The sequence below is a fragment of the uncultured Pedobacter sp. genome (assembly GCF_913776295.1).
Classification (GTDB): Bacteria; Bacteroidota; Bacteroidia; order Sphingobacteriales; family Sphingobacteriaceae; genus Pedobacter.
The window spans coordinates 35,633-53,125 of the sequence record NZ_CAJYOJ010000004.1; the positions used below are offsets into that span (position 1 = coordinate 35,633).

General features: G+C 38.8%; 17 protein-coding genes. 8 read left to right on the forward strand and 9 right to left on the reverse strand.

Annotated elements, in window-relative coordinates; all coding sequences use genetic code 11:
* Window positions 1-12 precede the first annotated feature (12 nt).
* On the forward strand, window positions 13-705 hold the full coding sequence (gene pssA / locus QZ738_RS00640; RefSeq protein ID WP_293782979.1) for a CDP-diacylglycerol--serine O-phosphatidyltransferase: 693 nt from the start codon (window positions 13-15) through the stop codon (window positions 703-705).
* A 53-nt stretch (window positions 706-758) separates the two neighbouring features.
* Here the strand turns inward: pssA and folK are convergent, their stop codons facing one another.
* Complete coding sequence (gene folK / locus QZ738_RS00645) at window positions 759-1,265, reverse strand: 2-amino-4-hydroxy-6-hydroxymethyldihydropteridine diphosphokinase (protein ID WP_293782982.1); 507 nt, start codon at window positions 1,263-1,265, stop codon at window positions 759-761.
* Window positions 1,266-1,303: 38 nt separating this feature from the next.
* On the opposite strand from folK, the gene sppA reads away from it, so the two are divergent.
* Window positions 1,304-3,070: a signal peptide peptidase SppA gene (gene sppA, locus QZ738_RS00650; RefSeq protein WP_293782985.1), complete on the forward strand. Its 1,767-nt coding sequence runs from the start codon at window positions 1,304-1,306 to the stop codon at window positions 3,068-3,070.
* A 74-nt stretch (window positions 3,071-3,144) separates the two neighbouring features.
* Here sppA and QZ738_RS00655 read toward each other — a convergent pair whose 3' ends face one another.
* A complete protein-coding gene (locus QZ738_RS00655; RefSeq protein ID WP_293782988.1) occupies window positions 3,145-3,774 on the reverse strand; it encodes a hypothetical protein in 630 nt (209 codons plus the stop codon).
* Between the two features lie 89 nt (window positions 3,775-3,863).
* Here QZ738_RS00655 and QZ738_RS00660 point away from each other — a divergent pair, with 89 nt between their 5' ends.
* The 6 genes from QZ738_RS00660 (at window position 3,864) to murA (ending at window position 10,476) form a co-directional block, all read left to right on the forward strand.
* A complete protein-coding gene (locus tag QZ738_RS00660; protein WP_293782991.1) occupies window positions 3,864-5,540 on the forward strand; it encodes a DNA polymerase/3'-5' exonuclease PolX in 1,677 nt (558 codons plus the stop codon).
* A 184-nt stretch (window positions 5,541-5,724) separates the two neighbouring features.
* On the forward strand, window positions 5,725-6,327 hold the full coding sequence (locus tag QZ738_RS00665; RefSeq protein ID WP_293782994.1) for a DUF4254 domain-containing protein: 603 nt from the start codon (window positions 5,725-5,727) through the stop codon (window positions 6,325-6,327).
* A gap of 34 nt (window positions 6,328-6,361) precedes the next feature.
* Window positions 6,362-7,393, forward strand: coding sequence for a glycosyltransferase family 9 protein (locus QZ738_RS00670; RefSeq protein ID WP_293782997.1), 1,032 nt, complete (start codon window positions 6,362-6,364; stop codon window positions 7,391-7,393).
* Window positions 7,386-7,883 carry a histidine phosphatase family protein gene (locus QZ738_RS00675; protein ID WP_293782999.1) on the forward strand — a complete coding sequence of 166 codons (498 nt, stop codon included), beginning with the start codon at window positions 7,386-7,388 and terminating at the stop codon, window positions 7,881-7,883. Before QZ738_RS00670 ends, QZ738_RS00675 begins: the two co-directional genes overlap by 8 nt.
* Before the next feature lie 479 nt (window positions 7,884-8,362).
* Complete coding sequence (locus QZ738_RS00680) at window positions 8,363-9,052, forward strand: DUF4290 domain-containing protein (protein ID WP_293783001.1); 690 nt, start codon at window positions 8,363-8,365, stop codon at window positions 9,050-9,052.
* A 98-nt stretch (window positions 9,053-9,150) separates the two neighbouring features.
* The gene (gene murA, locus QZ738_RS00685; RefSeq protein ID WP_293783003.1) at window positions 9,151-10,476 is read left to right on the forward strand and encodes a UDP-N-acetylglucosamine 1-carboxyvinyltransferase; all 1,326 of its coding nucleotides are present in this window, start codon (window positions 9,151-9,153) and stop codon (window positions 10,474-10,476) included.
* A gap of 348 nt (window positions 10,477-10,824) precedes the next feature.
* Here the strand turns inward: murA and QZ738_RS00690 are convergent, their stop codons facing one another.
* The 7 genes from QZ738_RS00690 to QZ738_RS00720 form a co-directional block, all read right to left on the reverse strand.
* Window positions 10,825-12,186 carry a pyridoxal-phosphate dependent enzyme gene (locus QZ738_RS00690; protein WP_293783005.1) on the reverse strand — a complete coding sequence of 454 codons (1,362 nt, stop codon included), beginning with the start codon at window positions 12,184-12,186 and terminating at the stop codon, window positions 10,825-10,827.
* Window positions 12,187-12,407: 221 nt separating this feature from the next.
* Window positions 12,408-13,502 (reverse strand): DNA-processing protein DprA, encoded by a 1,095-nt coding sequence (gene dprA, locus QZ738_RS00695; RefSeq protein WP_293783120.1) that lies wholly within the window; start codon window positions 13,500-13,502, stop codon window positions 12,408-12,410.
* A 51-nt stretch (window positions 13,503-13,553) separates the two neighbouring features.
* Window positions 13,554-13,820: a hypothetical protein gene (locus tag QZ738_RS00700; RefSeq protein ID WP_293783008.1), complete on the reverse strand. Its 267-nt coding sequence runs from the start codon at window positions 13,818-13,820 to the stop codon at window positions 13,554-13,556.
* A 147-nt stretch (window positions 13,821-13,967) separates the two neighbouring features.
* Window positions 13,968-15,455, reverse strand: a complete 1,488-nt coding sequence (locus QZ738_RS00705) for a S41 family peptidase (RefSeq protein ID WP_293783011.1) — start codon at window positions 15,453-15,455, stop codon at window positions 13,968-13,970.
* A 2-nt stretch (window positions 15,456-15,457) separates the two neighbouring features.
* The gene (locus QZ738_RS00710) at window positions 15,458-16,066 is read right to left on the reverse strand and encodes an HAD hydrolase-like protein (RefSeq protein ID WP_293783014.1); all 609 of its coding nucleotides are present in this window, start codon (window positions 16,064-16,066) and stop codon (window positions 15,458-15,460) included.
* Window position 16,067: 1 nt separating this feature from the next.
* Window positions 16,068-16,547 carry a hypothetical protein gene (locus QZ738_RS00715; protein WP_293783017.1) on the reverse strand — a complete coding sequence of 160 codons (480 nt, stop codon included), beginning with the start codon at window positions 16,545-16,547 and terminating at the stop codon, window positions 16,068-16,070.
* A 76-nt stretch (window positions 16,548-16,623) separates the two neighbouring features.
* Window positions 16,624-17,274 (reverse strand): ABC transporter ATP-binding protein, encoded by a 651-nt coding sequence (locus tag QZ738_RS00720; RefSeq protein ID WP_293783020.1) that lies wholly within the window; start codon window positions 17,272-17,274, stop codon window positions 16,624-16,626.
* Window positions 17,275-17,493: the final 219 nt, after the last annotated feature.

Below are 17,493 nucleotides of genomic sequence, written 5' to 3' on the forward strand. Positions count from 1 at the left end.
ACCCTATACCTCATGAAAAAGCATCTCCCTAATGCGATTACCTGTGCAAACCTTTTATCCGGTTGTATCGGAATCGTTTTTGCATTTAAAGGCCATTTAGAAACCGCAGCTTATTTCGTTATTTTATCCGGAATATTTGATTTTTTCGATGGTATGGTTGCCCGTTTGTTAAATGTGAAGTCGGCCATAGGAAAAGATCTCGATTCTTTGGCAGATATGGTTAGTTTTGGGTTCTTACCCGGGGTGATTATGTTTCACTTATTAAAAGCAAGCGATTATTCTTCAGAATACCTGCCCTACCTGGGTTTTATCATCACAGTTTTCTCTGCAATCAGATTGGCAAAATTCAACAACGATAGCCGGCAAACAGAAGATTTTATTGGCCTGAATACGCCAATGAATACCTTATTCATCTGTTCGCTGCCTTTTATTGCACAAGATTATCCACAGATTATTTCATCCAGCATTTTATTAATAGCCATTACAGCTATTACCAGCTTCTTACTGGTAAGTGAAATCAAAATATTCTCTTTAAAATTTAGCAATTTGAGCTGGGCGAAAAATAAAATCAAATTTATTTTCCTCATCCTTTCGGCCATATTGATTGCATTTCTACAATTTGCGGCGATACCTTTTGTACTGATACTGTATATTGCTTTATCTTTTCTACATTTTAAAGGAGCAACACCAGATCAGAAGATTTAGTCTTTCCAATACCTAAAGGGTTGGCTGAATGATTTAGCTATCTTCTTGACCAATTAAATTTTTTTAACCTCAAGCGGATCGCTTATATTTTTGCAGATCGACAACATGGTTTCTCCAAGCACAGGATGCAAAACATCAGGGGCAATCTCAGCCAAAGGTTCCATCACAAATTTTCTATGCTGCATATGCGGATGAGGCACCTGAAGTTTATCGGGAATGTTGATTACATGATCTCCAAAAAGGATAAGATCAATATCAATTAAACGCTCCCCCCATTTATCTTTCCTCACCCTCCCCAGCTCCTGCTCAATAGTTAATGCAAGATCCAAAACCTCCAAAGCACTTAAACGGGTTTGCAAAGCAACAGCCTGGTTTAAAAATGCAGGCTGGTCGGTTTTGCCCCAGGCAGCCGTTTCATAAAGGGATGAGATGGCCGAAACCTTCCCCACTTTATCATTCAGTAGGTAAATGGCTTTTTTCAGATTTGCCACTCTATCGCCTAAATTCCCACCTAGTAACAAATAAGCCGTCTGGTACTCTAAAGCTTGATTAAGCATCATGTATTTTTATATCTTTACAGCACAAAATTAAAATTTAAATGAGAGAATTCTTTAAGTATTTATTTGCCTCCATGTTGGGCTTTTTCTTATCAATCATAATCGTTTTTGTAATCTGCTTCATCGTTGTAGTGGGATTAGTATCTTCTATTGATACTGACAAAACCATTACGGTTTCTAACAACTCAGTACTATTTCTGAATTTAGATCAGGCCATTACGGAGCGCACACCCAAAAAAACATTTGGTAACCTTCCGATTGTTGGAGGCGACGAAAAAGATGCCATTGGCTTAAACGATTTTCTAAAAGCCTTGCAAAAAGCCAAAACAGATGATAATATCAAATGTATTTACCTGAACGTAAGTAGTCCGAATGCGGGTTTTGCTACTTTGCGTGAGGTTAGAAATGCACTGATCGATTTTAAAAAATCGCACAAAAAAATTATCGCCTACAGCGAGGTGTATACCCAGGGAGCTTACTATCTGGCTTCAGTAGCTGATAAAGTATATTTAAATCCTGAAGGCGCTCTGGAATTTAAAGGATTCAGCTCAGAACTTACTTTTTTTAAAGGCACATTAGAAAAAGTTGGTGTAGAAATGCAGGTGATTCGTGTTGGAAACTACAAAAGTGCAGTTGAGCCTTTTATTTTAGATAAAATGAGCGATTACAACCGTAAGCAGGTAACGGCTTATGTTGGTGGACTATATAACACATTCTTAAGTGATATTGCCGAAAGCAGAAATATCCAGAAAGACAGCCTGTACAGCATTGCCGATAACTATAAAGTACAACAACCACAGGATGCGGTAAACTTTAAAATGATCGATGCTTTAAAATATAAAGATCAGATTTTAGAGGAATTAAAAGGATTATCCGGCAGAACAAGGGGAGAAAATATCCGCTCGGTTTCCATTAATGATTATGCGAAGAATAATAGCGATACCGGAGAAGGTAAAGACAAAGTTGCGGTAATTTACGCCAATGGTGAAATTAATGGCGGCGAAGGTTCTGACAACCAAATCGGCTCGGAGCGCATTTCCAGGGCAATCAGGAAGGCACGTTTAGATGATGATATCAAAGCAGTTGTACTCCGCATCAACTCACCCGGAGGCAGTGCTTTAGCTTCTGACGTGATCTGGAGAGAGGTTGTATTGACCAGAAAAGAAAAACCGGTTATTGCCTCATTTGGCGATGTGGCTGCATCTGGTGGTTATTACATCGGTTGTGCTGCAGACAGCATTTTTGTACAGCCGAATACCATTACAGGCTCTATAGGGGTATTTGGCATTATCCCCAATTTCCAAAATCTAATGACCAACAAACTGGGAATTACATTTGATGGCGTTAAAACAGGTAAATATGCAGATATCATGGCCACTAACCGCCCTATGACTGCAGGTGAAAGGTTTATCATTCAAAATGAACTGAACAGAATTTATAGTGGTTTTGTTAGCAGGGTGGCCGACGGCAGAAAGAAAAGTAAAACCTATATCGATAGCATTGGCGGTGGCCATGTCTGGATTGGTACAGATGCCGTTCAAATTGGACTGGCTGATAGAATCGGAGGTTTTAAAGATGCCATTAAGGCCGCTGCCAAAAAAGCAAAACTAAAGAATTATAAGGTCGTAGAATATCCGGATGTAATAGACCCATGGAAATCGTTACTGGATGAAGGTACAGATAAAATTAAAACCTATTATACCAAACAGGAACTGGGTGATCATTATATGCTTTACCAACAGATGAAAAAAGTGATCGCAAGCTCCGGAATACAGGCACGAATGCCATTTGAAGCGGTAATTAAATAGAAAATTAGTAAGATGGACGATGTAAAATGGAAGACGGAACTACCCCCTATTCCATTTTACACTTTACTTTATCCTTAATTAATCAGTTTCCATTCCGGGTGCAAGGTCAGATAAGTTTGGTTAAGCGCAATATTTGCCGGATGTACCGTTAAGGCAATGCTTTTTCCTTTTAAAAACTCAAAACCAATCCCCTCTTTTTTCGCATCATAAATAACTACGGTATCTTTTTTTTCATTCAGATAAGCGTAAAGTTTGTTGATGCCCGGGAATTTTAGCTTAGTGTCCTCCAAACTAACTCCGGTAGCTAAACCATCCCTTGTTTTAAATTCATTTGAAGTGATTCTGATCTGCTTTACATCTTTCACCTGCATACTGGTATCTCTGTAAGAAGAATAAATAGCAACCTCATTCTTTCTATTATCCGTTGAATCGCTGCTGTACCAAATTCCCCAGGCTTTGCCCATGGCTGCATCGCTGAAATCAGGTCTTCCCAGTTTTGCGCTTACCTGCTGCATATCTTCGCCAAGACTTATCTCTCCTATTGAATGACCTGCGACAACCAGGAAACGATCATCAACAGCTTGTGAGGAAACAGAAGTAGTGCCTGTTAACGAATCTGCCTTATTTTTATCGGTTTTCTTTGCAGATTGACAGGCAAGGAAACTGATGCTTAGTCCTAAGAGGACAGTTTTTGTAAATTTCATGAGTGTAAAACAACGCTTTAATAAAATTGTGTTTAGAAACTGATCAGCATGATCAAAATTTGAGGCATTATTTCCTAATTTTACCCTTTATGGAAAATAAGACCATCGCCCGCACCTTACGCCTCTTATCGCAGCTCATGGAACTGCATGAAGAAAATCCTTTCAAGATAAAATCAGTGGCCAATGCTTACTTTAAGGTAGATAAACTGCCTTTTGCCTTAAAAGACAAACCCCTGGATGAACTGTATAAAATTGATGGTATAGGTAAAGGATTGGCTTCTAAAATCATAGAACTGCTGCAAACCGGAGAACTACAGGAGCTTAACGAAATACTTGCAAGAACACCAGAGGGTGTAGTAGAGATGCTAAGTATAAAAGGCATCGGACCGAAAAAAATATTTATCATCTGGCGTACTTTGGGAATCGAAAATATCGGCGAACTATATTATGCCTGTAATGAAAACCGATTGATTGAAGCCAAAGGTTTTGGCTTAAAAACCCAGGAGGAAATCAAAAATGCCATTGAATTTAAACTGGCTGCCAACGGCAGATTTTTATATGCACAGGTAGAAGGTTTTGCCAAAATTTTATTTACCCAGCTTGCAGACTGGACTGCAAAAATTGACCCTGCTGCACTTTTAGGCTTTGCAGGGCAGTACCGCCGTGCATGTGAGATAGTTGATGAACTTGAAATGGTGATCGGCAGTGAACATGTTGATGTACTTAAACAAAATTTACCTGCTTTTGAACAGCTTTCGCTTATTGAAGCAGAGCAATCCTACATCTGTACCACTGAGGCCGGACTTAGGATCAAAATCTATGCGGTAGAAAAGTCAGCCTTCTATTTAGAATGGTTTACTTTGACCGGAAATAAAGAACACGTTGAAAAAGTGCTGGCTTTAGCAGGCAGTGGTCCATTCGTAAATGAAGAAGAAATTTACAGCAAGGCTGGATTAGCTTTTATCGAGCCCGAGCTTCGTGAAGATTTGGATGAAATTGAACTGGCTAAAGCAAATAAACTCCCAACGCTGATCCAATATGAAGATTTAAAAGGCAGCTTGCATAACCACTCCACCTGGAGCGATGGTGTGCATACTTTAGAGCAGATGGCGGTTTACTGTAAAGAAAATTTAAATCTTCAGTATCTAGGAATTTGCGACCACTCTAAAACGGCTGTTTATGCCAAAGGATTAAACGAACAACGCGTTTTTGGGCAGCACCAGGAAATTGATGAACTGAATAAAAAACTGGCTCCATTTAAAATTTTCAAAGGCATTGAAAGCGATATTTTAAGTGATGGATCGCTTGATTATCCAGACGATATCCTTAAAACATTTGATTTTGTGGTAGCTTCTGTGCACAGTAACCTCCGCATGGACGAAGCCAAAGCAACGGCCCGTTTACTAAAAGCAATTGAAAACCCTTACACTACCATTTTAGGTCACCCAACTGGTCGGTTACTGTTAAGCAGGGCCGGCTACCCTATCGATTATAAAAAAATTATTGATGCCTGTGCGGCCAATAAGGTAGTGATTGAAATTAATGCCAATCCTTTACGCTTAGATTTAGACTGGCGCTGGCACCGTTATGCACTTGAAAAAGGTGTGTTATTATCGGTGAATCCTGATGCGCACCGCACAGAAGGTTTCCATGATATGCATTATGGTATTTTAGTGGCCCGCAAAGGTGGTTTAAGCCCCGCTAAATGTTTAAATGCTTTCACTTTAGAGGAAATTACTGCATATTTTGGTAGTAGGAAGGTTTAGGGTTTAGGGTTTAGGGTTTAGGGTTTAGGGTTTAGGGTTTAGGGTTTAGGGTTTAGGGTTTAGGGTTTAGGGTTTAGGGTGGAACAGAACTCAAGTAAGCTTGTTTAAACTATCTTCAAAAACATCGGTGAAATCTAATAATCGGTGTAATCAAACCATAAAAATCTTTTAATATCTTTGCCCCATGATCAGTGAAATTGCCAACCGCATATTTAATCAGGTTATTACAGACTACCATAAGTTTGATGATATTGACCATCCGGTTGAAAACCCTTACGATGCCGAAAGTTTAGAGCATCTTTTCTATATCAAAAACTGGATTGATACTGCTCAATGGCACATGGAAGATGTGGTGCGCAATCCGCAGATTGATCCTGTTGAAGGTTTAAGCTGGAAAAGACGGATTGATGCTCAAAACCAGGTACGTACCGATATGGTGGAGTTTATAGATGGTTATTTTTTAAATCTTTATCAAGGAATTACGGCTCTGCCGGATGCAAAAATCAATACCGAAAGTCCGGCATGGGCAATTGACAGGCTTTCTATACTAGCCCTGAAAATTTACCATATGAAGGAAGAGGCTGAACGCGAAAGCGCATCAGCCGGGCACCGTGCACAATGCCAAACCAAACTTAACGTATTGTTATCGCAACGTGAAGATCTTTCAACCAGTATTGATGAGTTACTGGCAGATATTGAGGCGGGCAAAAAGTACATGAAAGTGTATAAACAAATGAAAATGTACAACGATCCGAGTTTAAACCCGGTGTTGTACAACAAGGTATAGAAAAACAGAACGACCAAAGCCGAAAGCGAAATTCATGTCATCAACCCAAAAAATTATCGTATTACGTTTTTCGGCTATGGGGGATGTGGCCATGGTAGCTTCCGTATTACAAGAATTTTCGGAGCAGAACCCATCGGCTGAACTTATTATGGTCAGCCGGCCGGCTTTTAAGCCATTTTTTAACCATATTCCCAACCTCATCTTCCACCCTATCCAGCCAAAAACCATTCATAAGGGCATTAATGGATTATATAAACTTTATCAGGAACTCCGTAGCTATAAGCCCGATGCTATAGCCGATTTACATGATAATTTAAGAAGCAGGGTAATTTCTACTTTTTTTCGCTTAACCGGAACAACTATTAAAAGAATAGATAAGGGAAGAGGAGAAAAAAAAGCCTTGACGCAAACCGTTAATAAAGTTTTTAAACCTTTAAAGCAAACGGTAGAACGTTACGCCGATGTTTTCCGCGAATTGGGTTTTAGTATTAAACTCAGTCACCAGATCAGCAAATCTGCGCAAGCTTTACCTGAAAAGGCCAAAACCTGGTTTAGTGATCAGACCCCAAAAAAAATTGGTATATCTCCTTTTGCACAGCATATTTATAAAGTATATGCATTAGAAAAAATGGAAACGGTGATAGCCTCACTCAGCCAATTAGGGTACAATCTTTTTATATTTGGTGGTGGCGAAAGGGAACAGCATGTTGCCGAAAACTGGGCTAAGACATATCAAAACACCTATAATTTAATTGGAAACTTTAATTTAACAGAAGAGCTGGCCATTATCTCAAACTTGGATTTAATGTTAAGCATGGACTCATCTGGTATGCATATGGCATCGCTTGTTGGTATACCTGTGGTATCCATCTGGGGACCAACACATCCTTATGCAGGCTTTTTGGGATATGGACAACAAGAAAGCGATTGCATCCAGATTGATCATCCAACCAGGCCAAATTCTATTTATGGAAACAAACCCTGCCTTTGCGGTGTTGAAAATTGTATAGATTTAATCGAGCCGAAAACCATCGTTAACAAAATTAAAGAGAAACTAAATGGCTAAACAACTACTTCTCATCCGCCATGGTAAATCGGATTGGGGAAACATAAACTTAAGTGATTTCGATCGTCCGCTGAACAAACGTGGCAAGGAAAACGCACCAGAAATGGCAGAAAGATTGCTTAAACGCTGTTTTAAAATCGATCTGATGGTGAGCAGCCCCGCAAAAAGGGCCAAATCTACTGCCAAATACTTTGCTGAAGCTTATAATATTGATCACATCCAGTTCGAAGAATCTATTTATGAGGCCAATACCACAGCCTTACTTCATATGGTTAACCAGCTGAATAATGGTGCAGATCATGTAGTGATGTTTGGTCATAATCCTGGTTTTACCGATTTTGCGAATGAGTTATGCGATGCCGACATTTACAACATTCCAACTGCAGGTATGGTATTAATTTCTTTCCCCTTTGATTCATGGCAAATGGTAAGTAAAGGGACAGGAGAACTGGTGTTTTTTGATTACCCGAAAAATAGTGATGAGGTTTAAGTCTTGTTACCATTAAGTGATTAAGATCATTAAGGTAAGTAGATAGTTAATTAATTGCCACGGAAACACTGATTTGCACGGAAATTATCGTGGATTTGCATTTAACATGGCTTTAGCAACTATATAAATACTTAAACGGGCTTTAACCCATCGACGCTGAAAAGGCTTTTCCGACGAGCACAGTCCACAGTTTAATAAACCCGGTAGTAGCGGGCAGCTCCCGATCCTTCATTGAGACTGTAGCGGATAACGGGGCTGAATAAGCCAAGAACTATTGAACGAAAATCTACAAAAAAATCCAACTAAAATATCGCAATTTAGATAAGCATATTACGAATCAAATAATTTTAATTACCTTTGAATATAATATAAAAAACGAGAGTCCGGCAATAGACATTTCGGTGAATTCATAACCTAAACTCTTCTGGTTATTTCATAATTCGTATCGCCGGAGTATTTACCCATTAATTTATCTGTACATGAATTTTGACTATAATACTACGCGTAGCCATTTAATTTTATCTGAATATGGCCGTAACGTACAAAATATGGTGAAGTATATCTGCGAATTACCCACCATTGAAGAACGTAATAAATATGCCCAGGCCGTTATTGACCTAATGGGTTTTCTACAACCACATTTACGTGATGTCGCCGACTTTAAACATAAACTTTGGGATCACCTGCACATTATTTCTGGCTACCAGATTGATGTGGATAGCCCATATCCAAAGCCATTAATTGAAAATGCCTACATCAAACCGGAGCCCCTGGCCTATCCTCAACAAAGAATTACCTACAAACACTATGGTAAAACGGTAGAAAATCTGATTGAAAAAGCCATGCGTGAAGAAAATCCGGAAATTAAAAAGGCAATGGTGCAGAGCATCGCCAATTTTATGAAAATGGCCTATGTTACCTGGAATAAGGATAATGTGAGCGATGATACGATTATTAAAGATCTGAAATACCTTTCTGGCGGATTGTTATCACTTGATGAAGGTGTTAATCTGGCCAAGGTAGAATTCAGAACACAAAATCCTCGTCAAAGCAATAACAACAATAACCGGGGCAGAAACAATAATAATAACAACAACGGAAAAAACCGTCAAAATAACAACAACAATAATAATCGTCAACGTAACAACAACAATAAACCTAAATATTAAAGGAAAGGTAAAAGGCAGAAGGTAGACAGAAGGAAGGTTAAATGTACCCAATCTTAATACTTGATACTTAATACTTGATACTAATTACTACAAGAGATATGAACGCATTTGAAATAACAGGCGGAATTAAATTAAAAGGCGAAATCACTCCTCAAGGTGCCAAAAACGAAGCTTTACAGATTTTATCGGCGGTATTGCTTACCGAAAAGAAAGTAACCATCAGTAATATTCCAGATATTAAAGATGTAAATAAACTGATTGAACTACTTGGCGATTTGGGCGTTATTGTTGAACGCATGAATAAGGATACCTATTCGTTTGAAGCCAAAAACATCGATTTAAATTTCTTTGAATCTGATACTTTTAAAGCCAAAGGAGGTGGTTTACGCGGTTCAATTATGATTGTTGGACCATTATTGGCACGTTTTGGTAAGGCAGCAATCCCGAAACCAGGTGGCGATAAAATTGGTCGCAGAAGGTTGGATACCCACTTTATCGGTTTCGAAAAACTGGGTGCAAAGTTCGTTTACGACAGCAAAAAAGCTTTCTTTAATGTTGATGCTACCAATTTAAAAGGCGCTTACATTCTGTTAGATGAAGCCTCGGTAACCGGAACGGCAAACATTGTGATGGCCGCTGTTTTAGCCAAAGGTACTACTACCATTTACAATGCGGCCTGCGAACCCTACTTACAACAACTTTGTAAAATGCTGAACCGCATGGGTGCAAAAATTTCGGGCATTGGTTCTAATTTATTAACTATTGAAGGCGTAAAGGTTTTAGGCGGAACCGAGCACAGAATGTTGCCGGATATGATCGAAATTGGTTCTTTTATTGGTATGGCTGCGATGACAGAATCAGAAATTACCATTAAAGATGTTTGTTATGATGAACTTGGGGTAATACCGGAGGTCTTCAAAAAACTGGGGATCAAACTAGAGCGTCGTGGCGATGATATTTATGTCCCCTCGCAAAAACACTATGAAATCGATACGTTTATCGATGGTTCTATTTTAACCATTGCCGATTCACCATGGCCAGGCTTTACGCCTGACTTATTGAGCATTGTTTTGGTTGTAGCTACACAGGCAAAAGGAAACGTACTCATTCACCAGAAAATGTTCGAAAGCCGCTTATTCTTTGTGGATAAACTGATTGATATGGGCGCACAGATTATTCTTTGCGATCCGCACCGTGCTACGGTTAATGGTATTGATAAAAAATACAAACTTCGCGGAATCAGCATGACTTCTCCAGATATCAGAGCCGGGGTTTCCTTGTTAATTGCAGCTTTATCAGCAGAGGGTAAATCAACCATTTACAATATAGAACAGATTGAACGTGGTTACCAGGATATCGACACCCGTTTACGGGCATTAGGTGCGCAAATTAAACGTGTAAATGCGGATGCACCGAGCCATTAAAAACGTGAAAGGCAGAAGGTTTAAGGCTTAAGGTAGAACCCAAAGAGACAATAGCATAACGAGAAACGCCCCGGTAAAAATTTACCAGGGCGTTTTCTATGGTTAGCATATAAGGAGAATCGTCATGCTGAATTCATTTTACAAGTAGATATGATGTTTTCAATTGCCTTGTAGCTACTTCGTGGTCAGCATCTATCCTTTCTTAAGACCTTGAAATAAATCCGATGCCTATCGGATCAGGGTGACGACTTTGGAATACGCTAGCTAGTCGGGATTTGCAATCCCGTTTTTCAGGTGATAGCAGGAATTACATCATTGTCCAGTTCACATCTTACATGTTACATCTCACTACCCCGATATCGCGTTGATAATATCATACTGCGTGATAATCTCAATTTTACCCATTTCATCTTCCACTAAAACTGCCGAATTTTCTTTGTTAATTAAGGAAGAAATTTTATCAATAGAAGTATTCAGATCAACAAACGGGAAGGTAGCCGTCATAATTTCAGAGATCGGAGCTGACTTTAATCCCGGATTTTCCAATAAGGCACTTAAAATATCACTTTCGGCTACTTTACCCACAATCATCCCCTGCTGTGTTACCGGGATTTGAGAGATATTCATTGATTTAATGGTATTAATGGCCTCAAGCACCGTTTTTTGAGCGTCAAGGGTTACAATCTCTGCGCTTTCTTTTTTAGACAAGATTGATTTTGCGGTTAGTTTTTCATCCTGTAAAAATCCACGTTCACGTAACCAATCTTCATTGTACATTTTACCCATGTAACGGCTGCCATGGTCGTGAAAAATAACCACCACTACATCTTCCGGCTTGAGTTTATCTTTTAACTGAATTAAGCCACCAATGGCAGCACCGGCAGAGTTACCCACAAAAATACCCTCTTTACGTGCAATATCGCGGGTCATTAAAGCAGCATCTTTATCCGTCACTTTTTCAAATAAGTCAATCACATCAAAATTCACATTTGCCGGCAGAAAATCTTCGCCAATACCTTCGGTGATATAAGGATAAATTTCATCCTTATCAAAAATACCCGTCTCCTTGTATTTTTTGAAAACCGAACCATAGGTATCAATGCCCCAGACTTTAATGTCAGGATTTTTTTCTTTCAGATATTTCCCGGTTCCGGAAATGGTTCCACCTGTACCCACGCCTACCACCAGATGCGTAATTTTACCTTCTGTCTGCGCCCATATTTCCGGGCCAGTTTGTTCATAATGCGCCTGAGAGTTGGCTAAATTATCATACTGATTGGGTTTCCATGAATTTGGAACCTCGCGTTCTAAACGTGAAGAAACAGAATAATACGAACGGGGATCTTCAGGTTCAACGTTTGTAGGACAAACGATTACCTCAGCACCAAAAGCACGTAAAGCATCTACCTTCTCCTTCGATTGTTTATCCGTTGTGGTAAAAATACATTTATAACCTTTAATAATGGCGGCCATAGCAAGGCCCATACCGGTATTTCCGGATGTCCCTTCAATAATGGTTCCTCCCGGTTTTAGCTTACCACTTTTCTCCGCATCTTCGATCATTTTAACCGCCATACGGTCTTTAATGGAATTGCCGGGATTAGTAGTCTCTATTTTTGCCAGGATTGTTCCCGGAACTCCCTTTGTTATCGTATTTAATTTAACCAAAGGCGTATTGCCTATCGTTTCTAAAATATTATTGTACCACATGTTTACAAAATTAAGCAAAGGCATTAACTATTTTACAAACTATATTTTATTTAAAACATAATTTTAAAAAGTAAAAAATAAAAGAATTTAATTCTATAATCTATAATTATGATAGGCATTATAGATTGATTATTGGGTAAAATACCATTTCGGTTACAGGTACTTTGCCTATGTTAAGTATACCAAATTAAAATCTAGTTACGCATTGTTTCGTTTGAGATTTAAGCCAATTTATAAATTTTCCCCGGCAAAGACACAATTATGCCCTGCATCTCTAAGGTCAGAATCACAATGGCGAGTTTACTTTGCTGAATATTCAAATGATGGGAAAGCTCATCTATTGAAAGCTGACCATTTTGTAAAGCATCAATAACCCGTTGTTCATTAGGGGTAAGACTTAATTGTAAGGTAGTTTGTTGCGTATTGTGTTTAATCTTTATTTCATCATCCCAGCCCAGATAATAAATCAGGTCGTTAACATTGGTGATCAATCCCGCTCTGTTGGTTTTGATCAGGAAATTACATCCTTCCGAAAAAACGTCATTTGTTCGGCCAGGAAAAGCATATACATCTTTATTATAGGAATTTGCGATTTCTGCGGTAATTAAGGCACCTCCTTTTATTGATGCTTCAACTACAATTGTAGCATCTGCAATACCTGCAATAATGCGGTTTCTTTGCGGAAAATTGGGCCGGTCGGGATTGGTAAGGATGGGAAATTCGGTAAGCAGCCCCCCGTTCAAAACCATTTTCTGTGCAACCGTTTTATGGATTTTTGGATACATCCGGTCTAAGCCATGGCCAAGTACGCCAACGGTAGCGATCTGATTGGCCAGACATTCTTTGTGAGTGGTTACATCAATGCCATATGCGAGTCCGCTAACAATTAAAACATGGTATGGTGCTAAAACTTCGCACAACTCTTTGCAAAGATTTTTACCATAATTTGTTGCATTACGGGTTCCAACAACGCTGATGATACGAGGCTGGTTAAAATCAACGGTACCTTTTGCATAAAGCAATATGGGTGAATCGATACAATTCTTTAACCTTTTAGGATATTTTTCGTCTGAAAAAAACAATACCTCTATCCCATGTTTTTCCACAAAATCCAATTCCTGCCTGGCCCTGGTCAGCGCATCGGTACCGCGAATAGCTTCAATTGTTTTTTCTCCAACGCCCGGAATCTGCAGGAGCTGCTTTTTGCTTGCCGAAAATATATTTTCGGCACTTCCGCAGTAGGCCAGCAGGTTTTTGGCCGTTACCGGACCAATGGATTTAATAAAAGTTAAGGCAATTTTATGTAGCGTGCTCATCATCTAATAAGGTTAAATAAATTCGGGATGATTTATTTCCTTAAGGCAAGCTTAAAAATCGATATCAATTAAACTTTTTAATGGAATATGAATATTGTTTTTTAGCTGAATATATTTCTCTGTTACCGCCCAAACGGTAGTATCAACACGTTTCGGGCCGATGGTGGTATTAAAAGTAATGACGGCTTTTGATTTAAATTCATTACCTAATCTTTGTGCTTCATCAAGTTTGGTTTGCAGTTCCTGAGAATGATCTTCCTTCGCGTTGATAATATTTAAATAACTGATGTGTTCCTTTTCTACAATTTCTATCGGCATGGCTCTCTTTAACGATTAATGTTAAACAAGCTTATCAAATTTTTATAAAAAAAGCAATACCTATTTACTCAAAAATTGTAATTAATATATAAAAAGGGCCGGTTTTAAAATACAAAACCGGCCCTTTTAGTACAAAATATGCGTCAGTTATTTAAACTTCAGTTTTCTGGTTTCAACCATTCCTTTGAACTCGTGATCGAGTTTTTCGTTAGCTGTATCTGTCTGTTGTCTACCGATGCCGGAAGTACTGCTAATGAGGTTATCTTTAGCCAGTGCAGAGAAATTATTATTTGCAGAATAGTACAGCGCCTGAGCCAGCATTTTTTCTGATGGGTCACCAAAATCCCTGGTCAGGTCATCTGAAACATCTTTGTCAACGGTCATGCCCGCAAAATAATCGCCCTGATCTAACTGATTTTTAGTTTGGAACTGCGGAATGTACAAATCATTTTTATCAATTCGGATCGAAAAGAAACCTACGGGTTTGCCATAAGTGGTTTTACCGATTAACTTCACATCTAATACCGGTTTTAAATTATTGATTAATAATTCGCTGGCAGAAGCGGTGCCACTGGTAACCAGGAAATAGACGCGTGTTAACCCATTTAAAGATCCACGTTTGGCAAAAACTTCCTGATTGCCCGCTGCTATGGTAGGCTTATAGGAATAATCGAAATAGGAATAAAGCCTGGTTACACCATCATTCCCCTTAGCGTAAAATTTCTGGTTCTGTAAGATAGTTGCATTACCATCCTGCATGGTTTTGGTCCAGTAAGTCGTGTACATCACTTTACCATTTTGCGCAGGGGGTGCAATTAAGTTGGTAAACAATTCGGAAGTAGCCACAGAGCCGCCACCGTTATACCTTAAATCTACCACCAGCTCGGTAACGCCATCTGTAGTAAATTTCGAAAAAGCAGCATCTAAAGCAGCAGTAGCATTGGTGGTAAAACTGTTAAATACAATATAGCCTACTTTTTTTGCGCCAACTGTATAAGTATTCGTAAATAAAACAGGGTTGATGTTGTAGCTGGCGCGGTTAATAACGATATCCTGTGTGCCGCCACCGGGTTTTACAAAGGTTAGTGAAATTGAAGGGTTATCGCCAAATATAGAAGCATTTAAGTTGGCAATATCGGCACTTGATCTTGAAGTACCACCTCCATTAACTTTAGTAAGCTGATAACCACGCTTTAGACCTTTTAAATCAGCAGGAGATCCTGGATAAACATATTTAACCCGCAAAAGGTCAGATCCATCGAAATTAGCAGAAAAACCATAATCTTCACCTGCCCCACTAAGCTGACTGGCTACCGATCCGTCATCAATAAAAGAATATTTATCTTTTCCGCCAGTACTCGGCAAAGCTTTAATTGCTGCAATAACTGCATTGTTTGAGCTATATTTCCTTGGATTAAAGGTATCGTAACCTGGCATGCCCACGTTCCAATAATATGTTTGCTGTGCATAAAGATAAATCGAATCTTTGGTTAATTCATCCCTTGTTCCTGATGCACCTTGCGGCACACTTTCTTTATCAGGAGTGTTACTCGATTTTTTACATGATGCGGTAAACCCAAGCACAATAATCAAAGCACAGAAAAATGTGTTCTGTGAAATAAATTTTTTAAGCATACTTATTTGTAAATTTCTAATGATACAATATACTGCAAATTAATTGATTTGGATTGTTGCTCATCAAATTTATTTGCACCAACAACTAACGCCTGGTTCACCAATAAATTGTTGTCATTTAATATGTTCTGAAAAATTTCTGCTTTAGGCTGTCCCAGCTCATCAACAAAGTACACGGTAAGATACTGCTCCAGTCCATTCCATTCGGTTTGCTTAATTTTATTAAGCTGTTGCTCAGGATTACCCGCCGTTACAATAATGATTTTTTTCCGGTCTACCACGAGGTTCTGCATAAATCCGAGCATGTTTTTATAAAGCAATAGCTTTAAAGGCAAACGGGCATTTTGGTGCAGCAAATTGAAATTGTACTCATATTTATGATCAATGCCAAACTGCGTCGCAGTTTTTTCAAAAAGCCTATCAGCACCACTCACCTCATATTCGCTACGCATAAACTCCAGAATGGGTTGCGCATTTTTTTGCTCGGTATACTCTATAAATTGGGCAAACAGATAATAAACCTGCAGTAAATAATCTTTCTCCGGAAATAGCACATCATCCAGCTCAAAAATTACCAGCTGCTTATCTTTAGCATATAGGCTTGCTTCCATATTAAATTATAAAAAGTTTTAGTTCATCATCGGCGATATTATACCCAAACACACCATTCAATTTTTCATCAGTTCTGACAAAAATTTCTTCCCCGCTGGCAAAAATGCATTCGCCTGACACAAAAACAGCAAAATTTTGATATGCAGTTGCTCCATTGGCCAGATAGCCGGCTATTAAACTCGCATCAGGCAATAAAACCTGAATGCCATATTCGCCAAAAAGTACAGCCGATTTAGCGATTGGTTCCACTTCAAATTGGTGGAGCGGGATAATGGAATCAATCCCCTCTGTTATGCAAAAATTTAATAGAATATGGGCGATGCTTTCTTTGTTGAGCTGTCCCAGCGATGAAAAAGCATAGTTTTCGGTAACCATTCCCGGAACATCCCCGTAATCAGCCAATAAAACAAAATGAGTAGGAAAAGCTTTCATCAGCTTTAATGCTTTTGCATGATTGCCACCTGTAATGAGTATTTTCAAAATTTAATGATTGAATGAATAAATAGTGAATGATTAAATGGATTTTCTATTTCTTAAAATCCACAGCCCTTTAATCTTAAACGATCAACCCGTCTTTCATCATTACCACCCTGTCACTGGTTTTGGCCAGGTGTTCATTGTGCGTAACAATTACAAAAGTCTGGTGGAAATTATCGCGCAAACTCACAAATAATTGATGCAAGCCCGCGGCATTTTCGGAGTCTAAATTCCCCGAAGGCTCATCAGCCAATATAATGGAAGGATTATTGATCAACGCCCTTGCTATGGACACGCGTTGCTGTTCACCGCCCGACAATTGGTTGGGTTTATGCTGTGCCCTATCTTTAAGTCCGAAAAGATCTAAAAGTTCAAGCGCTCTTGTTTCAGCCTGTTTTTTGCTGGTCTTGGCGATAAACGCAGGGATACAGATATTTTCGATGGCACTAAACTCTGGCAGTAAATGATGGAACTGAAACACAAAACCAATATTCTGATTTCGGAAATTACTCAACAGATCGCCATTCAGTTTATTGATAACCGTACCTTTTAATTCTACAGATCCTGCATCAGGCTTATCCAACGTACCTAAAATATGCAATAACGTACTTTTCCCGGCACCAGATGGTCCAATGATACTCACGATCTCCCCTTTCTGTACTTCAAAATTTACTCCTTTTAAAATGTGTAGATTTCCGTACGATTTTCTGATTCCAGTGGCTTTTAGCATGGTTCAAATTTAGTAAAATGGTTGGTTAGTTCAATAGTTTATTGGCCAATGGTTTATTGGTTCATAGTTGATGATTTATTAGTTCATATTTACTTTTTCCAATAGTTTAATCGTTTAATGACTCATGAATAATCGCCTAATAGCTGATTAGCTTACGCTTTAACTGACAATAGTTTATTGCTTATTGCACATTGATTATTAGACAATTATTAATAAATG